At 50.3% G+C, this 17285-nt stretch carries 9 protein-coding genes; 1 reads left to right on the top strand and 8 read right to left on the bottom strand.

Going from position 1 to position 17285, the window contains the following annotated elements; genetic code table 11:
* Positions 1 to 34: 34 nt before the first annotated feature.
* The 7 genes from GI364_RS12470 to GI364_RS12500 all read right to left on the bottom strand — a co-directional run bounded on the left by GI364_RS12470 (position 35) and on the right by GI364_RS12500 (position 15398).
* The gene (locus tag GI364_RS12470; RefSeq protein WP_198849627.1) at positions 35 to 8230 is read right to left on the bottom strand and encodes a glycoside hydrolase family 94 protein; all 8196 of its coding nucleotides are present in this window, start codon (positions 8228 to 8230) and stop codon (positions 35 to 37) included.
* Between the two features lie 303 nt (positions 8231 to 8533).
* The gene (locus tag GI364_RS12475) at positions 8534 to 9562 is read right to left on the bottom strand and encodes an alcohol dehydrogenase catalytic domain-containing protein (RefSeq protein ID WP_198849628.1); all 1029 of its coding nucleotides are present in this window, start codon (positions 9560 to 9562) and stop codon (positions 8534 to 8536) included.
* Entirely contained in the window at positions 9562 to 10755 is a 1194-nt protein-coding gene (locus GI364_RS12480; RefSeq protein WP_198853986.1) for an acyl-CoA dehydrogenase family protein, read from the bottom strand. The genes GI364_RS12475 and GI364_RS12480 overlap by 1 nt, the downstream gene beginning before the upstream one ends.
* 13 nt (positions 10756 to 10768) lie before the next feature.
* Positions 10769 to 12415: a class I adenylate-forming enzyme family protein gene (locus GI364_RS12485; RefSeq protein WP_198849629.1), complete on the bottom strand. Its 1647-nt coding sequence runs from the start codon at positions 12413 to 12415 to the stop codon at positions 10769 to 10771.
* A 37-nt stretch (positions 12416 to 12452) separates the two neighbouring features.
* Positions 12453 to 12692, bottom strand: a complete 240-nt coding sequence (gene acpP, locus GI364_RS12490) for an acyl carrier protein (protein ID WP_233096166.1) — start codon at positions 12690 to 12692, stop codon at positions 12453 to 12455.
* A 75-nt stretch (positions 12693 to 12767) separates the two neighbouring features.
* Complete coding sequence (fabL, locus tag GI364_RS12495) at positions 12768 to 13541, bottom strand: enoyl-[acyl-carrier-protein] reductase FabL (protein WP_198849631.1); 774 nt, start codon at positions 13539 to 13541, stop codon at positions 12768 to 12770.
* 216 nt (positions 13542 to 13757) lie between these two features.
* The gene (locus GI364_RS12500; RefSeq protein ID WP_198853987.1) at positions 13758 to 15398 is read right to left on the bottom strand and encodes a fatty acyl-CoA synthetase; all 1641 of its coding nucleotides are present in this window, start codon (positions 15396 to 15398) and stop codon (positions 13758 to 13760) included.
* Positions 15399 to 15578: 180 nt separating this feature from the next.
* Here GI364_RS12500 and GI364_RS12505 point away from each other — a divergent pair, with 180 nt between their 5' ends.
* Positions 15579 to 16226, top strand: coding sequence for a nucleotidyltransferase family protein (locus GI364_RS12505; protein WP_198849632.1), 648 nt, complete (start codon positions 15579 to 15581; stop codon positions 16224 to 16226).
* On the opposite strand, the gene GI364_RS12510 is transcribed toward GI364_RS12505, so the two are convergent.
* Positions 16120 to 17280 carry an XdhC family protein gene (locus tag GI364_RS12510; protein WP_198849633.1) on the bottom strand — a complete coding sequence of 387 codons (1161 nt, stop codon included), beginning with the start codon at positions 17278 to 17280 and terminating at the stop codon, positions 16120 to 16122. The two genes, GI364_RS12505 and GI364_RS12510, sit on opposite strands and share 107 nt — an antisense overlap.
* Positions 17281 to 17285: the final 5 nt, after the last annotated feature.

A 17285-nucleotide genomic window follows, 5' to 3' on the forward strand; every position in this document is an offset into this window, starting at 1 on the left:
CTTGCCATTTCCCCTTATAACACGTCCCTACATCTCATCCGACAGTATCGAGTGACAAGGGAGCTGCGTACACCTTCACGCTGTGTGACTGATGGTCGTCATCCAACTTCAGGTAGGGTTGGATGACCTCTTGTTGGTGGTCTATAATCCACTTCGCTGCATCCTCATGACTGTGAACGCACAGAACTTCTATATTGTATACACTGCTCTTATACCTGTAGCTTACGCTGTAGCTCTTCCAGTCGCGCGGTACACAGGGACGAATATACAGTCGGTCACTTTGTCTTTGAATACCAAGAACATATTCTATCCCAGCTTGATACATCCAACTGGCGGCGCCAGTGTACCATGACCAACCGGCTCTTCCCTCATGGGGTGCTGCAGTGTAGACATCTGCAGACATGACATACGGTTCATTGCCAAAGGCTTGAACGCCTTCTTTCGTACTAGTGTGAGAAATAGGGTTTAGCATAGAAAACAACTCAAAGGCTTTGTCGTGGCGCTTGAGGATGGTCCACGCAATGATGCTCCAGATAACGCCATGAGTGTACTGTCCCCCGTTTTCCCGAATACCTGGCGGATATCCTTGAATGTAGCCTGGACTCGGATTTGTTTCGTCAAACGCTTTTGTCAACAAACGAGCAAGGTTAAGTTCCCTGTCAACCAGTTCTCTGTCAAAGGAGCGCATTGCTCGTTCCTGACGTTGCTGTGAGGTACCGTCAGACAGGACAGACCAAGACTGGGCAATAGCATCAATACGACATTCCTTGTTCTCAATTGTCCCCAACCATCTGCCGTCATCAGTAAACGCGCGACGAAACCAGCCGCCGTCCCAGGCACTTTCGTTCAAATTCTGTTGTAGTTTCTCTGCAGCATGCAGCAATTTCTCTGCGTCTTCTTGCGGTACGCCGTCAATACTGCCGAACCTCTTCAAGATGTCCAGCAAAAACCACCCCAACCAGACACTCTCACCTCTACCTTGTGCGCCGATTCGATTCATTCCATCGTTCCAGTCACCAATCCCCATGAGCGGCAGTCCGTGTTCTCCATACTCCATTGCATGAGTTATGGCTCGCAAACAGTGGTCAAGTAAGGAACTTTCCTCGTTTGAAACAACCGTATCTTCATACCTTTCCAACTCGTCATCCTCAAGCGGGTCGCTTGTTAAAAACGAAATTCTCTCGTCGAGGATGCCACTGTCTCCTGTCTGAAAAATGTACCTTGATACCGCGTATGGCAGCCACAATAAGTCGTCAGAGAAACGCGTGCGAATTCCTTTGTGCGTCTCCTCATGCCACCAGTGTTGAACGTCTCCTTCCTCGTACTGATGCTGTGCATGGTACAAAATCTGATGTCGCGTGATATCCGCGTCAGCGTGCAAAAATGCCAAAGCATCCTGGATTTGGTCGCGGAAGCCAAAAGCTCCGCCAGCCTGATAAAACGCTGTTCTTGCCCATAGCCGGCTCGTCTGCGCCTGGTACAATAACCATCCATTGAGCAAGATATCCATTTTGCGATCCGGTGTTTCTACTTGCAATTGTCCTATAATCCCATCCCAATGTGACTTTGCTTCAGCCAGCGCACGGTAGTAGGGGCGGCCTTCGATTGACCTGACAGTGCCGTTCCAGTCGTACTTTCGAACAAGTGAACGCACTTCATCAATGGAATTTGTGCAGCCAAGCAAGATTGTGACTGTGACACTCTCTCCTGAAGGGATTGAAATGGCCTTCTGAACCGCTCCGCAGCTGTTTGAAAAAATCCCGGTTTGTTTATCAAGGTGGTTGTCGTAGAGTGCAGCCGGCGCACTGTCGAAACCTGTCCGGCCAATAAAGTTGGTTCTGTCGCTCGTCCAGGAAGTACTCGTCTCATCAGCTGAAGTGGAGATGTGCATAAAGCCGACTGCGTCGCGAAAGTCTTCCTGGAATTGATTTCGCACCATCAGCGACGATGTTTCTTCATCCCAGCTACTTAACATATAAGGGGCTTGCTGCTCCCTCATCACGCCGAGAACCCACTCAGCGTAGTACGTCACGCTCAGTGCCTTGGGGAAATCACTGGTGTTTTCAAGCTGAAGTTCGATAATCTTCAGCGGGTCTTGCTGGGGTACAGTCACTTTCATCGTATGTGACAGCTCTGTTCGAATGTGGTGAATTTCGGTAAATCCGAAACCGTGTGTAACGATGTAGGGCCTTTCGTCACCTGCCGGCTTGGGGGCTGCCGACCATAAGTCAGACGACCCCAAGTCGCGCAAATAAAGTGCCTCGCCGGGGCGATCGAGCACAGCATCGTTTGTCCATGGCGTGACTTTACATTCCCGAGAATTGCGCCACCAACTATATCCGGTGCCAAGCTCTGTGAGAATGCATCCAAAGTTGGGATTTGTGATGACGTTTGTCCACGGGCGAGACAAATACTTGCCCTGATGTACGTGTATTTGGTATGCTCTCCCATTTTCGATAAATCCACCCCAGCCGTTGAAGAATTCAGTATCATCAGCACTGGGAGACTGGGCTGTTGATGGTTTCAAAGCAGCAGTTATTGCAAGCGGTATTGTCTTCGAAATTCGTATTGAAGCGAAATCCAGTTGCAGTTGTGCGTGAATGCTCGGTCCTCCTGCTCTTAAGTAAACGCGTGAAACAGATTTCAACAATGTGAGTTCTGAGGGTTCCAACTGTTCCACTTGCAGTCCCACGATTCGTTCCATTGGTGCAATACCCCGGGATTCCAATTCTGAACGCAGTTGGTCTATGAGTTTGTTCTGATAGCTTCCCTCGATTTCGTCAAGGACCACTAAATCAGACTGTAACCCCAGCTTCATCAAGTACTGGTGTTGATGCGCCAGTTGCATTACAAATGGCAAATCGCCCTTGTTACGAACGCTGACCGTCAGAATCGGCAGGTCGCCGCTTAAGCCCAGCGGCCAAAGTGACGTCTGCCCAAGTGTGTTATTGGAGATAGCTTCCTGTCGCAACTCTGTGTGTGGACCGTCGTACAATAAACGACCAGCCAGCGAATGCGCAAAGAGGGCCTGAATCTGTGTTAAATGCATATGTCGCAAATCGACTTGTGACCGAATCCACGCCAAATGAAAGGCGTGGTCAGCCTGAGCCGGCTCACGCAGCGTCTCCATAATCGAGACAACTTCTTCTTTGCTCTCTGCAACCCCCGTAACGAAATAGATGCTGGTGCTCTCCTCTGGCGGTAATTGTACTGTTCTGCGCATAATAAAAGCGGGATCGGCTACAGACCCTGTACTGCCCCGAAGTCGTTGTGTCAAGCCGCCTGGATCTCGAAGTGAACAGCCCCGGCCAATAAATGCAGCCCGGTCCGTTTCAAATTCGTAATCTCCAGCTTCGTATCGAGATGCATAGACACTGTGCGCAGCCCAAGTCTCAGGCTCGTCCTCTTCTCTTGCTCGGCGTTTCGCGAGAAGCCACTGCTCCTTTGCATCATGACTTGTTTCGACAAACAGTTTGCTAAAAGCGGGATGAGCACTATCTGCTGCCTGGCTGGCGAGGGCCAACTCAAGAAATGATGTGACTTCAAGAATTCTTGAGTCTCGGGTATGATTCGTGATGCGCAGCCGGCGTATCTCCGCATCAGTTTCAGGAGAGACGACAACGTCTAACTGACTTGATATTCCATCGTATTCAGTTTCAAAGGTGGCTTTGTCTAGTCCGAATGCAGCCGTTACGTTTCGCGCTGCTTTGCAGGGGAATGACGCAGCGCTCCAAACCTTGTCAGACAGTGTGTCCATCAGATACACAGCGACACCCGATGTATCAAAAACCGGGTCTTCACGCCATCTCGTGATGACATGACCGTTCCAACCTAAGTAGCCGTTTCCGTCATTTGTCACGACACTGGTCATGTGCCCGTTGCCAAGTACATCGACCTCCGGAGTAGGTGTGGGATGTGTATACGTCCGCAGTGCCTCTTCCTCCGAATGTTCCAGATTGGGTTCAGGGGCAGAAAGTCCCACAGGTTTTTCTATTAGTGCTGCCTTTTCCGGAATCCGCTCTTGTAAAAGTAGATCCGCAGACTGTACGCGAAGGTCCGAATGGAACCTTTTCACCATGACATCTTGTTTCAGCAAGTTCGTAATGCTAAGCATACTCATGCCTTGATGATGAGCCATGAAACTTTGGACAATCTCGTGTTTATGGCCCCGAGGAAGTCGCTGACGTGAAAAGTCCACTGCCTCGTAAAAACCGTAAGCTCCCTTGGCACCAAGTTCCTCGAACTGCGCTAGTGCTGCAAGGGCCCGAGTTTGGGCATAGGGCAAAGCCAACACAGCAGCATAAGGTGTCGCAACAACATGCTGTTCGAGGCCCCTGTCAAAACCGAGCCCCGGAACCCCAAACGCCCGATACTGGTAATTGTGCTGATAGTCAAAGGCGTAATACCCGCTTTCAGACACCCCCAACGGGATTTTTCGACTGTCCGCATAACTCTGTTGCCTGCTAATCACCCCCTGGTACGTTGAATCCCAGATGGTATTCGGATAGGTTCGCATAAACAAATTCGGCAACAAGTATTCAAACATTGTACCGGACCAGGACATGAGCGTTTTATGACCGTCAGCCAGGGTCATAGTGCGGCCCAGTGTAAACCAGTGTGAAACGGGCACCTGTCCCAATGCGATGGCAATGAAGCTCGTCTGTCTTGCTTCGGATGCAAGTAAGTCGTACAACACCTTGTCTAGACGCTTTGTATCCACGTGGTAGCCGAGCGAAAACAACCGCTCAGAACCGTTGTATAGTGCGGAAAAATCAGTGTCTCTGATGAATGAATCAATTCTCGTTGTAACGGATTGCATCCAGTCGATAAAATCGGCTTTTTCAGCCACTGTCTCGCGATTCACTCTCAGGTCTGTGTGCTTGTGTTCCAATACCAAGTGCTCAAGCGCTTGACGAACGACGATCAGACATCCAACCAGATTTCCGGAGTCCACCGTCGATACATACCTTGGCGATATTGCTTTTGCTGCGCGAGTGTCATACCAGTTCAAAAGATGTCCACGCCACTTTTCGAGTTTCTCGACAGTGGTCAGTGAGCGTTCGAGTCGGTCCAGCATCTCTGTTATGTCGATATAGCCTAAATCCTGAGCTGCTACAACACAGGCCAAATACAATCCGATATTTGTGGGAGATGTGCGATGCGCTACAATCTCTTTTGGGTGGTACTGGACGTTGTCAGGCGGGAGCCATGATTCTTCTTCCGTAACATATTTTCTATAAAAACTCCAAATGTCTCTTGCCAATCTATTCAGCTCTGGTTCGGCAGACTTCACAAAGGTCATGTCCCTCGGCATTGGAGACAGGTTTAACTGTCTTGCAAAGGGTCTCGCCGACAGCCACAAGCATAGAGCGACAATCCCGATAGCCAAGTCACCTCGTCCACCCCACAGCCATGCCGTCACGACAAAGAATCCAGCTAGTATGTAGCCGGCCGGTTCGTAGACAAACGTTGTTTTGTGGTTGTTGCGCTTAGCCATCTGGGCTGCAGTTGTCCATTCCAGAAGATTGCGCCTTGTTACAGCCATGCGAAACAATGACCGCAATATGGCATCCATTGACAGGACTGCCTCAAATGGAAGCGTCAGCAACGTGAACAAGTTTTGCACAAACAGTACATGAAGGGTACGAGCCCCAGATTGAAGTGTCAACGTACGAAAAAGACCGGCTAGGAACGGGCGAAAAATGGTCAGCATGACAATCGTTTCCCAGATTGCTTCTCGTCCCGGCAAAGCAAACAGCCCCAGTAACGCTACAACAAACAATACCGGAGACAACAGACTTCGCCGCATATTGTCTACGATGTGCCATTTGGTAAGACCGTATAAGTCAATTTTTTGCTTATTGCCCTCCCGGTCTTTACACCGTGTCCCCAGCCATTTGAGCAATTGCCAGTCTCCTCGAATCCACCGATGCTGTCGAATTTGATGCTCGTAAATGGTAGTTGGGTATTCCTCTACCACTTCAATGTCCGCAGTGAGACCGGTTCGCAGGAAGCCGCCTTCAAGTACGTCGTGACTGAGAATCTGATTGTCAGGAATGCGCTGTACCAAGGTTTTGTAAAACACATCTACGTCAAAAATTCCCTTTCCCACGAAAATGGCCTGTCCGAATAAATCCTGGTATGGGTTAGAGATGGCAAAGGCATACGGATCAATGCCTGGCTCACGGGCCCATAGTCGTGCAAATCTCGATTTCTGCGTCGACTCATAACTGATGCCAATCCGCGGCTGCAAAACCCCAAAGCCTTCCACAACGCGGGTCTGCGTTTCGTTCAAACGAGGTCTGTTGAATGGAAAGTGAAGGGTTCCAGCTAAGCGGCTGACAACGCCGATGGGGAGTTTGGTATCGTGATCGACCGTGAATACATAACGTATCTCTTCGAGCAATGCTGTGTCCCCCACAATTGTAGTGAAACTGGTATGACGGCTCCCTTTCAACAGTTCTGCAAACTCTACCAATTTACCGCGTTTGCGCTCCCATCCCATATATACTTTGTCCACTGGGTTATACTGTCGGGAACGGTGGAAGAGAAAAAACTTTTGCTTGCCGTACTTGTTCTGAAGCTGTCGGATTTTTTCTGCAGCATATCCAACTAGTTGGTCGTCATGAGCCTGTGTAACGGAATCAGAGTCAGGAAAATCCGCCAAAACGGCAAAATGCAAATTCTGTTGTCTGTTCCCAAGATAATGAACTTCGAGCCGCATGATGACGTCGTCTACTTCTGCGAGTTCACCCCATATGATAGGCATTGTCACCATTGTTCTGGCGTCATCAGGCACTGTTTTGGAAAAGTCGTATCTAAGGAGAGGCGTCGGTTTACAACAGTGTTCAATCATGTTGTGGACTAATGGTACAACCCACTCCGTTACTGGTAATACCAGCGCGACAGCCGCCGCGAGCAAAGACACAACTCGGGGACTCGTTCCATAAGTGGTCCACAGGACACCAAGCACCAGCAGAACAGCGAACCATACGGTCATGGCACCAAGATAAGAAGCCAACGGGCGACGCCTGATGGTTAGCTGAGGAAGACGCCTGGGTTTAGCAACCTGACATAGTTCTTGTCGGAGTGATTTCATACCGTTTGCATCGAGCAAATAGTATGCCAGATTGGCTGACCGGGGTCTCACCGAGTTGGTGTCCGAGGGGGGTATGAAAGTCCCGTTGGAGCGAACCGACTTGACTGACTTCAGTGTGCCTTCATCCCCTTTACCTGAGAGGCGAATGGCTGTTTGTGCCACAAGGGTTTCCGGTACTTCTAGCTGCTTAGCAGCATCTACTACGCGTGAGCGGAGCAAATCACGGCTTGATTCATCCAATTGTTTATACTCGTGTGGAGGGTTCCCTACAAGGATTTGTTCTACTTGGGAGATGGCTGTAAAGACAGGGCGCCACGGCTCTCGCTCGAGGACATGCAGGCTTGTGACAAGATTTCCGCACGTGACCTGAAGTGTACTTTGAAGCCTGTGTTCAAAGGAAACCATTTGTTCAAGACTGTTTTCGTTGTTGTCAATGTGCGCAGAAAGCCAGTCCTTGACGCTTCTCACGTCAGCATCCCACTCACTCAGGTGTTGGACTAAGTGAACTATCTCTGCTGGATCGAGCGGCTTCTCTCCTGTTCGCTTGTTGAGTAAAGAGCGGATCTCAGCATCTGTCAGTGACTTCGCCGTACTTCGCAGTCCGTCTAACAACCCGGTCACGGAGGTGCATACTTGGTTGCGGTAACTCACTTCCTGAAAATCTTCTGCTAAGCGATGGATAATCACTACGCGCATGGCGTTTTGCAGAGCCCAGCATTCATCTGTTTTTAGCACCGAGACTTCCTGGTACGCCTGTATGTATGCCAAAAAGGAAGCGACGTTGTAGTGCCCTTCGACATGGTCGAGATAGTCACTGCACAGTGCATACACGCGGGGCATGCCGTTTTTTATCAGTTTCGGAAGTTTGCGAAGATAGCCTGCAGGAAACTCTCGTGCCACAGTTTGGGCTTGGGTTTCAATGAAAGAAACGTGATCGAGCAGCCAATCCTCCGCCGGCTGCGTACATGCAGGTCTGTGACCGGTCAATTGCTCGGCAAAACGGTGCAGAAAGTTCATGTCCGAACGGAATGTCGGCCAGAATTTTACGGACAGTGCCTTACGCCGTCTTACTTCGGTCGTTAGGGCGAATTCCCGGGCGTGTTCCTGCAATTGGCTGTTATTTAGAATCATAGGGGCCTCCTGAGGGTGGTCAACCTAAATTAAGCATTGTCAAACCACAGATGTTTCTTACTTGAAAACATCCCCTCAAATGGCCTGTTTTATGAATCGGAAACGAAAACCAGTACAGCGGAGGTGAGAAATGCGAGGAGAACAAACCCGGATATGAGCACGACAACACCGTTTTAGCCCTGACTTTCCCAAAGAAATTCGCCAATGGTGCCGCCAATCGTCAATAGTAGACCTCGCTTGTAAGTTTGCGATGTTGTATGTGGTATAGGCTTTTTCGTTCGTGACGCTGACTAGTTTTCGAGATTAAGGCACAATCACAGTTCGACCAGGCTTTCCGGGCATAGTGAAAGCTTGTGCAACTTCAGCCAAAGCTACTCGCTGTACTACCAGATTCTCGGGAAGAATGCGTTTGTCCTGTGCAAAACCTGCCAACTCTTCTACGTCCTGTTTCGTAGAACCGTAGCTCGCGATGACCGAAATGCCTCGTCGAACGGTTTTCGCCACAGGCAGCGTAAACTCGTTGCTGTTCATTCCGATTATCACCAGACGTCCCCCTGGATGCAGTAAGTCCAAGCCTTGCTCAATCAGCTTTCCAGAGCCTGTTGTATCAAGGATTACATCGACGCCGCCTTTCGACCAACGACGAATTTGGCGGCCAACCTGTCGGTCTCCTTCGCCGGCGTCAAAGCGCGCTTCTGCGTAATCTGCAGCAGGGTTGTCCAAAGCAGCGCGTCGGCGCGAAAGCAAACCGATGCGCTTTGCACCCATCGCTTTGGCAACCATCAGCCCTGCCAGCCCAAGGCCGCCCGCACCCAGCACGAGAATGCACTCACCAGGGCTCAGTGCACCCTGCTTCAGTGCATGGTACGGGGTTGCGAAAGCATCGACTAAAAGTGCCCCGGCACTGGCAGAAATGCCGGAAGGACGCAGTATGAGATTGGAAACGGGGACCACAGTCTGTTCTGCAAAGCCGCCTTGCCTGTGATAACCGATAACTTGCTGTTTGGAGCAGAGGTGACTGAGTCCAGTTTGACACAGGCGGCACTCGCCGCACGGGATAAACGGATACACGAGGACACTCTCGCCTTGGGTCCAACGCGGATGAACGGGGTCTTCATTGACGACGGAATGGATTCGGCCCGCAATTTCATGACCAAGCACCACAGGGAACTCAGTTCCCTGTGGTGGTGCCTCTCCTCGTACCAGTTGCTTGTCAGAACCACAAATTCCACAGGCCTCAACCTGGACCACGGCTTCATTGACCCCAGCTCTCGGCAGGCTTGTATCCGTTATCGTAAAACCGGTATCTGGACTGAAGAAAGCAGCTTTCACTATGCAGTCTCTCCTCTTTGAGCTTTGCGGTTTGCCATTCTGGCTTCTCTCAGAATAGACTCTGCAATGGTCATGTTTTGCATCTCCACAGTTCCTTCCTCCAGCCACAGCGAACGGGCATCCCGGTAAAGACGTTCAACAGGACTGCCAACAGCGTAGCCAATGCCTCCGAACAGCGACAGTGCGCTGTCCGTCACAGAGCCGACCATCTTAATGGCATTCGCCTTGGCCATGGCTGCATGTACGGATATGTCTTCGTTTGCATCAAATCGTTTTGCCGCATCAAGGCACAGAAGTCGCGCACCTTGAATCGCAGTGGCCATTTCCGCCAGCCTCATTTGAACAGCCTGCCTGCTGGCTAGAGCCTTACCGAATGTCTTACGGGTAAGAACATGCGAAATTGTAACATCAAGGGACTCCTGGGCGAGTCCAACCGCACTCTGTGCAATGCTGGCCCGGCTTTGGTCGAGAAACCCGCGAAGAGCGATATTAAATCCTTGACCTACTTCACCGAGTACCTCTTCTTTGTCAACCACACAGTTGTCAAACGTGATGACCGAGTGCGTACAGCCCTTGTCTCCCATCATTTCCGGCATCGGTGTAAGGTTCATACCGCTGCGCCCCTTTGGGATCAAAAATGCGGTAAGGCCGTCTCGCCCTAAATCCGGGTTGGTTTTCGCAATCACAACGTGAATATCTGCTCTGTCGGCAAACGTAATCAGGTGCTTGCGCCCGTTTAGGATGAACTGTCCATTTTCTTCCACAGCTGTTGTCCGAAGGTCAATTCCTGTACCGTTATCAGGTTCGGTCAAAGCGAATGCAACCAAAACCTCTCCTGCAGCGATACGCGGCAGCCATTCTTTCTGCTGTTCCTCTCTGCCGCGGCCAATTGGTCTCCAGATGCTGTTATATGCGTGAAACATCATGCGAATGGTGCCGTGGCAGTGAGCGAGTTCCTCCAAGATGGGGAAATACAACGCCAGCGGCAGGCCTTCACCGCCCGCCCACTGAGGTTGGGTTAACTTAAAGAAGCCTAATTCTCGCATCCTTTCCCATAACGCTTCCGGAATGGCCTCATCGCGTTCGACTTGTTCGCCCCAGTCCTTTGCTTCCTCTTGTCTAAACTGGACAACGCGCTTGCGGATAGCTTCTGCTCTCTGTTGCAAATCTGCCTGCGATGCGGTTTGATTCATGCCCAACTGTAGATCATCCTTTCACTACAAATTCCTGAAGACGTGAACGCAGTTCTTTCTTCTTTATCTTCCCTGAGTGTGTAAGAGGCAGGCTGCTGACCACCTCGAGCCTGTCAGGAAACTGAAATTTCGCGAGCCCTTGTTCACCTAGAAAGTCACGGAGCTCCGACAGTGCTGGAGTGGTTTCACCTTCTTTTACAACGATGCAAGCGACTGTTCTCTGTCCTAAAGTATCGTCAGCCTGTCCCACAACCGCTACATTTGCGATGGCAGGATGGGCAGCACACGCATCTTCAACGGCCTTAGGATCTATCTTTGTTCCGCCGCGGTTAATGATGTCATCTGCGCGGCCCATAAAAATGTATCGGCCGTTCTCATCCTGGCGCAGCAAATCTCCAGAGTGAAACCACCCATCTTTATCCCACTGGCGTTTTGCAGCCTCCGCATTCTTGTAGTAACCAGCACTAAAGTTGGGGCCGCGGCAAAGCATTTCTCCAGGGGTCCCGGCGGACACTTGATTTCCCTCTTCGTCTACAAGGAGGACTTCTGTTCCGGGGATGGCGAAGCCAACGGTACTGCTGACTGCTTCAATGGGATCGTCCGGATGCGTGGCGGTAGCAAGAAAGCCTTCGGTCCAGCCAAACATGGCCGCAACGGTCATACCGCTGTCCTCCTGGAGTTGCCGCAAGACTGCACTTGGGACCGGTGCTCCGGCATAGATGAACAGTCGCACGGAGTCCGTTTTGGTCTCTTTGAGATGTTCCGCATGGGCAACGTGAATGACGTGAGGGGGTGCACCAATAATGTAAGTGGGCTGTTCCTTTTCAATCCAACGCAACACGCGTTTGGCGGAGAACCTGTCCATCAGGTGAATTCGACCGGCTGTAGCAATTGGCATCATGACACCCGCCAGCATCCCAGTCTGATGGCAGATGGGGGCCACATCAAAAGTTGCTTGTTCAGGTTGAAACTCAAACACTCTGGCGTAAGCTCTCGAAGCCCAGAGGTAATTGGCGTGTAACTGCACAACTCCTTTTGGCGATCCCGTTGTACCGGAGGTAAACACCATCACAAACGGACTTAGCGGCTCTGGGTGATTCTCTTTCAACTGCTTCTCGTCCAGACGCTTTGAAGACTGGTATAAATCATGCAGCCGCAGATGTCCCTGCGCACCGCCTTCGGTTTCTTCCCGGACAATGATGTTCGTCAAATCAGGAAGCGTCGCTTGCAGTGTTTCGGCCGTTCCTATCAATGGGTCTCCCCGGTAACTCTCAGCCACAATCCAGGCCTTAGCCTCAGACTTGTCCAGGCAATAAGAAAGTCCCTGGCGCCCCATGTCTACTTGCAGCAGCACCGCCGCAGCGCCAAGGCGTGCAGCACCAAATACGGCAACGACGTAATCCAGTGAATTTGGAAGTTGTATGGCAACCTTATCTCCTTTACGGATGCCATGTTCATAGAGAGAAGCCGCCAATGCCTCGACTTCCTCCCAGAGTTCTCGATACGTCAGTTGTCGCTTCTCGTCCTTGTGAACCAGCGTTGGATAGTGTTCTGCATTCCATTGGAGAACATCCACAAAAGATTCCTCGGTCCACATTTCCTTCTCAAAAAACTCGTTCGCTCGCTCTTTGGTCAGTACCATTCCGGGGAAGTCTATCACATGAGTCCCTCCTTACCGCTAGTCTTTGTCTGAAACTTCAGCCATTGAGTCGCCCGTTGAGGTATGACACAACGTTGGCAACGGTAGACAGCTTTCCAAAATCAGATTCTGGAATCTCCAACTCAAATTCGTCTTCAAACGCGATGGCCAACTCCGTCAAATCTAACGAATCTGCTCCAAGGTCATCGACAAACTGGCTGCCAGGATTTACTTCTTCGGGTTCTACCCCCAATTGGCTGCACACTACTTTTCGGACTCGTTCTTCAATCTGTTCCAGCGTTAACGAATTTGCCAAAATTATCTCTCCTGTCACCATGTTTTTTCCAAAATGCAATTTCCCAACTAGATGCGATTATGGCACCAATAATGTTATCCCGCCGTCAATCTTCACTGTTTGTCCGCGAATCATTTCGGCCTCTTTCGAGCATAGAAATAAGGCCAAGTTGGCGACATCATCCGCGTCGACCATCCGGCCATAGGGTATCTTCTGTTCAATTTGTCCCCACGTGCGTTCAATACCCGGAAAGTGCTCGAGTGCCCCTGTAACCACTGCTCCCGCAGAAATTGCGTTAGCGTTGATCTTTCGGTCGGCCAGTTCTACAGCGAAGTAGCGAACGAGCGATTCAATCGCTGCTTTCGTAGCTCCGACGGCCGTGTAGTTCGGGAACACATGGTCAGAGCCGAACGAGGAAATGGCCAGGACAGACCCACCCTCGGGCGGCATCAATTTCGAGGCCTCTTGAACGCCTACTAAAAAGGAACGCGCGTTTGTGTTAATTGTCCAGTCCCAACCCTTTACGTCTATGTCCAGAGCGGGTCTGTTGCGGCCGGATGCAGCGTTATGTACAAACACGTCAAGACGGCCAAAGTGCTCGTTGATAGTGTCAAACATGCGGTGGATTTTTTCAGGTTGTGCCATATTTGCTCGTACAACCAAGGCCTTTCGTCCAAGTTGCTCAACTTCATTTGCAACATCTCGGGCAGCATCACCGTTGCGAAAATAGTTGATGACAACATCGGCCCCTTCGTTGGCAAACCTGAGTGCCAGTTTCCTGCCTATTCCTCTGGAACTACCAGTTATGCCAACTACCTTACCAATGTACCGTTGCTGTGACGTTGCTTCCATAAAAGCATTCCTCTCCTCCAATGGCCTCAGTTTGATTTCACTGTCCGATAGAATACCAACACCCTTTCTGAAAATACTTTCGGGAATAGAAATATAACCTGTTAGATATCTTAATACACATCAACTTCAGGATTCAAATTTGTCTACTGCGAATACTCAGTGAAATACAATTTTCGAAACAGCAATGATGACAAGGGATTCCTAAATCTTCACGCATCAATCTTGTTCAGGAAGACTTTTTACAGAGTCTTCATACTCTTGACGTAAATTCCTCTTTAAGATTTTTCCACTGGGGTTTCTCGGCAGCGCATCTGCAATAACAATCTGCTTTGGCAGTTTAAATTTCGCCAGCTTTTCCCTGAGAAATTGGAGTAAGTCCTGTTCGTTAAACTGAATACCCGTTTTCGGAACAATGATGGCTGTAACTGCTTCAATCCAGTAGTCGTCAGGGAGACCAATGACTGCTACTTCAGAGACACCTGGAAACTCGTAAATTGCTTCTTCCACTTCCCGACTCGCCACATTTACGCCGCCGGTCTTAATCATGTCCTTCTTTCGATCCACGATGGTGAGATACCCTTCCTCATCCATGACGCCAAGGTCACCGCTGTGAAACCAACCACCGCGGTACGCTTCACTGGTTTTTTGCGCGTCGTCCAGATAACCGAGCATGGCATGGGCCGTTCGGTGAACAATTTCCCCCACTTCTCCGGCAGGCACCGGGTTGCCCTCGGCGTCCACAATGATGGTCTCTACGTTCAACGCAGGTCGTCCAGCCGATCCCAACTTTCGAAGTTGGTCTTCGGGTTTGAGAACGGTGGCCAATGGAGCAACCTCTGTCTGTCCATAGAAGTTCCAAAAACGAGCCTGAGGAAGCTTCGATGACAACTCCTTTAGAACTTCAACCGGCATGATGGCTGCACCGTAGTAACACTTTTGCAGCGAGGACAAATCTCGTTTCTCGAAGTCTGGGTGCCGCAGCAATGCAATCCAGACAGTGGGCGGGCAAAACAGAAGCGTCGCACGTTCCTTTTCAATTGTCCGAAGAATTATATCGGGTGCGGCGGCGTCCAGAATAATGCCTGTCCCCCCGAGATAAATGCTTGGCCCGAGAAAGCAGTTTAACTGGGCACTGTGATAGAGAGGCAGTGCATGAATCGCGATGTCGTGGTGTTCCATACTGCCGTCAACAATGCAGCTTACAAACTGGGAAATCAGGTTATCGTGAGTAAGCATGACACCCTTTGGCAAGGACTCTGTCCCGCTCGTATACAGAATCTGTGCCAGGGTTCTCCCGTCTAGGTCAATGGTGTGCTGTCCGGTGTCGGCGTCAGCAACACTTGAGGGTTCATAGACCTCCAGCGCATGCCACGAGCGGGGATCGTGTGAACGAATGCTATCGTCTTCTGCGGCGGTTTCTAAAACATACCGTGCTGTGACGTCTACAGCTAAGGAAGATGTGCTTTCTTGCACCGTGGCGATTGCTTTATTCATCGTATCAACGAGGTTTGAAGCAGCTAGCACGACGTCCGCCTTAGTATGTCCAAGAATGTAAGCAATTTCCGAAGGAGTCAGCATGTAATTGACGGGGACCCAGATAGCGCCAATTTTCATGGCTGCGTAGTAAGCTAGAACAAAGTTGAGGCTGTTTTTAGACAAGACAACCAATTTCGATGAGCTTGAAATCCCGTCTCGTAAAAACTGAGCAGAAATTGTGTTGACTCGTCTTTGAAACTCACTGTAGTCGATTCGCTCTTCACCGTACACCAGTGCCAACTTGTCCCCGTAACGAGCACTGCTTCTCTCCAGTAAGTCAGCCATCGTGTTGCGCCTTGCAGCGCCAACCTCCGAACTCATCTGAGCATTCTGGAGAATCTTGGTTGCGTGCTCTGCTCCATCTTTTACCACGTAATTTCCTCCCTGTTTACATTATTTTATTTTATCTTCTGATATTATAGAATTACGCGTGAATCTGCACAATTTGCAAATAGAGCCTTCAGTACTCGCCTTTAACTCGTTATTTCGAGGAGAATTTCTATGAATTTTGCGGCCATTATTCTGGCAGCAGGTTTGTCCGTGCGAATGGGTGTTCCGAAACAGTTTCTTAGCATCGCCGGGAAGCCCATGATTCTGTACAGTATTGATGCGGTTCTCGAATCTGGTTTGTCTCCTGTCGTCGTAGTAAGTGGCAAATATACAGAGGAGACCCGCCGCTGTCTTGCACAGAGACCTGTGCAATTAGTGAAAAATCCGGATTATCAGACAGGAATGGCCTCGTCTCTCACCACAGGTGTCGGTTGGCTGTTGACGGCCCCTGATTTACCCATGCTTGACGGCGTCGTAGTGCTATTGGCGGACCAGCCCTTTTTGTCTTCTGACGTCATTCCTCAACTCACAGCGCGTTACCAGCAGAAAGCGATTGACGGCACGCGCATTGTACGTCCTGCATTCAATGGGATTGAAGGAAATCCGGTTCTATTTGGACGCGAATTCCTTCCTCATTTGCTGCATGTCAGTGGTGACAAGGGAGCTAGAGAACTGATAGCGCAGCATCGGACTCAAGTGGATACCGTCCATGTTACCGAGTCTTATCAAGGGATGGATATTGACACGCATTCCGATTTGCAGGCTGCACGCCAGATTGCTCTGCAGTTGCAACTTGGCCGGAACGACGAACCCGAATAATTTCTGCCGCTACGGACACCGCTATCTCTTCGGGACCGTCCGCATAAATATCTAGTCCGATTGGAGAGTGCAGTACGGTCGTTTCACAATCCTTTGACAGCAGTCGCCTTGTTCTCTCACGGGGCCCGAGAATTCCCAGATAACAAAGAGATATTCCTGTCAGGTAGTTCAACCACAGTTTATCGTCCTGAAAGCTGTGCGTCATGATAATGACATAACTGCCATCCGGAATCACCACACGCCTGTCAGCTTGGGTTGGTCTAGAATCAATCAAATGCTGTGCCCGCGGGAACAGTTCGCGATTGAGTCGTGCAGGACGGTGGTCAACGACCGTAATAGCAAAGCCGATTTGTCCAAGAATATCAACCATTGGTTCGGCGTCTGGTCCGCCGCCGAGGATAAACAGCTTTTCTTTTGGGTGAATCTTGTCAAAAAAATAGAACCGGGACGCTCCTCGCTCGTCACTGGAGACAGGGGTATGCGTCTCCTTTATCTCAGTCTCAGTTGAGACGGCGTTGTATGACCGTCTCACATCTGAAGCAAACTGCTGTAGGTGGTTGATAATTTCATTTCGGTTGTTAGTCCCCCAAGGGCCTTGTGTCTCATCTGCATTTGCAATCAGATAATTACCGCTGTCTCCGGCTCTGGAAAGGTCTCTGCAGATGACTACCTCTTTTCCCTCTGAAATGTGCTGAAGAACCTCAGTCCAGAATCTTGCAGCAAGGTTCATTCGCAGAAAGTCAATCGCTTCCAGCAAGACATGGATCACACCATTGCAGCCCGTTCCGCGCCCCCACGTAAAGTCGTCTTCTGACGACATATCGTAGGTCAGAAGTTCCGAAGTTCCTTTGCTTAGGACTTCTGCGGCACGATGACTTAAATCTGATTCGAGGCAGCCGGCGCTGAGGGTGCCGTGACTTCTCCCGTCTGCCGAGAACAACATCTTTGCACCCTCTCTGCGATAAGCGGAACCTTCCACAGACACAATGGTTGCTGCGGCAATCTTATTTTTACCTGATCGCGCTTGTTGCAACACTTCGATGAAGCCGGTCATGCTTC

Origin of the sequence: Alicyclobacillus sp. SO9 (genome assembly GCF_016406125.1) — a bacterium.
In the GTDB taxonomy this organism is placed as follows: domain Bacteria; phylum Bacillota; class Bacilli; order Alicyclobacillales; family Alicyclobacillaceae; genus SO9.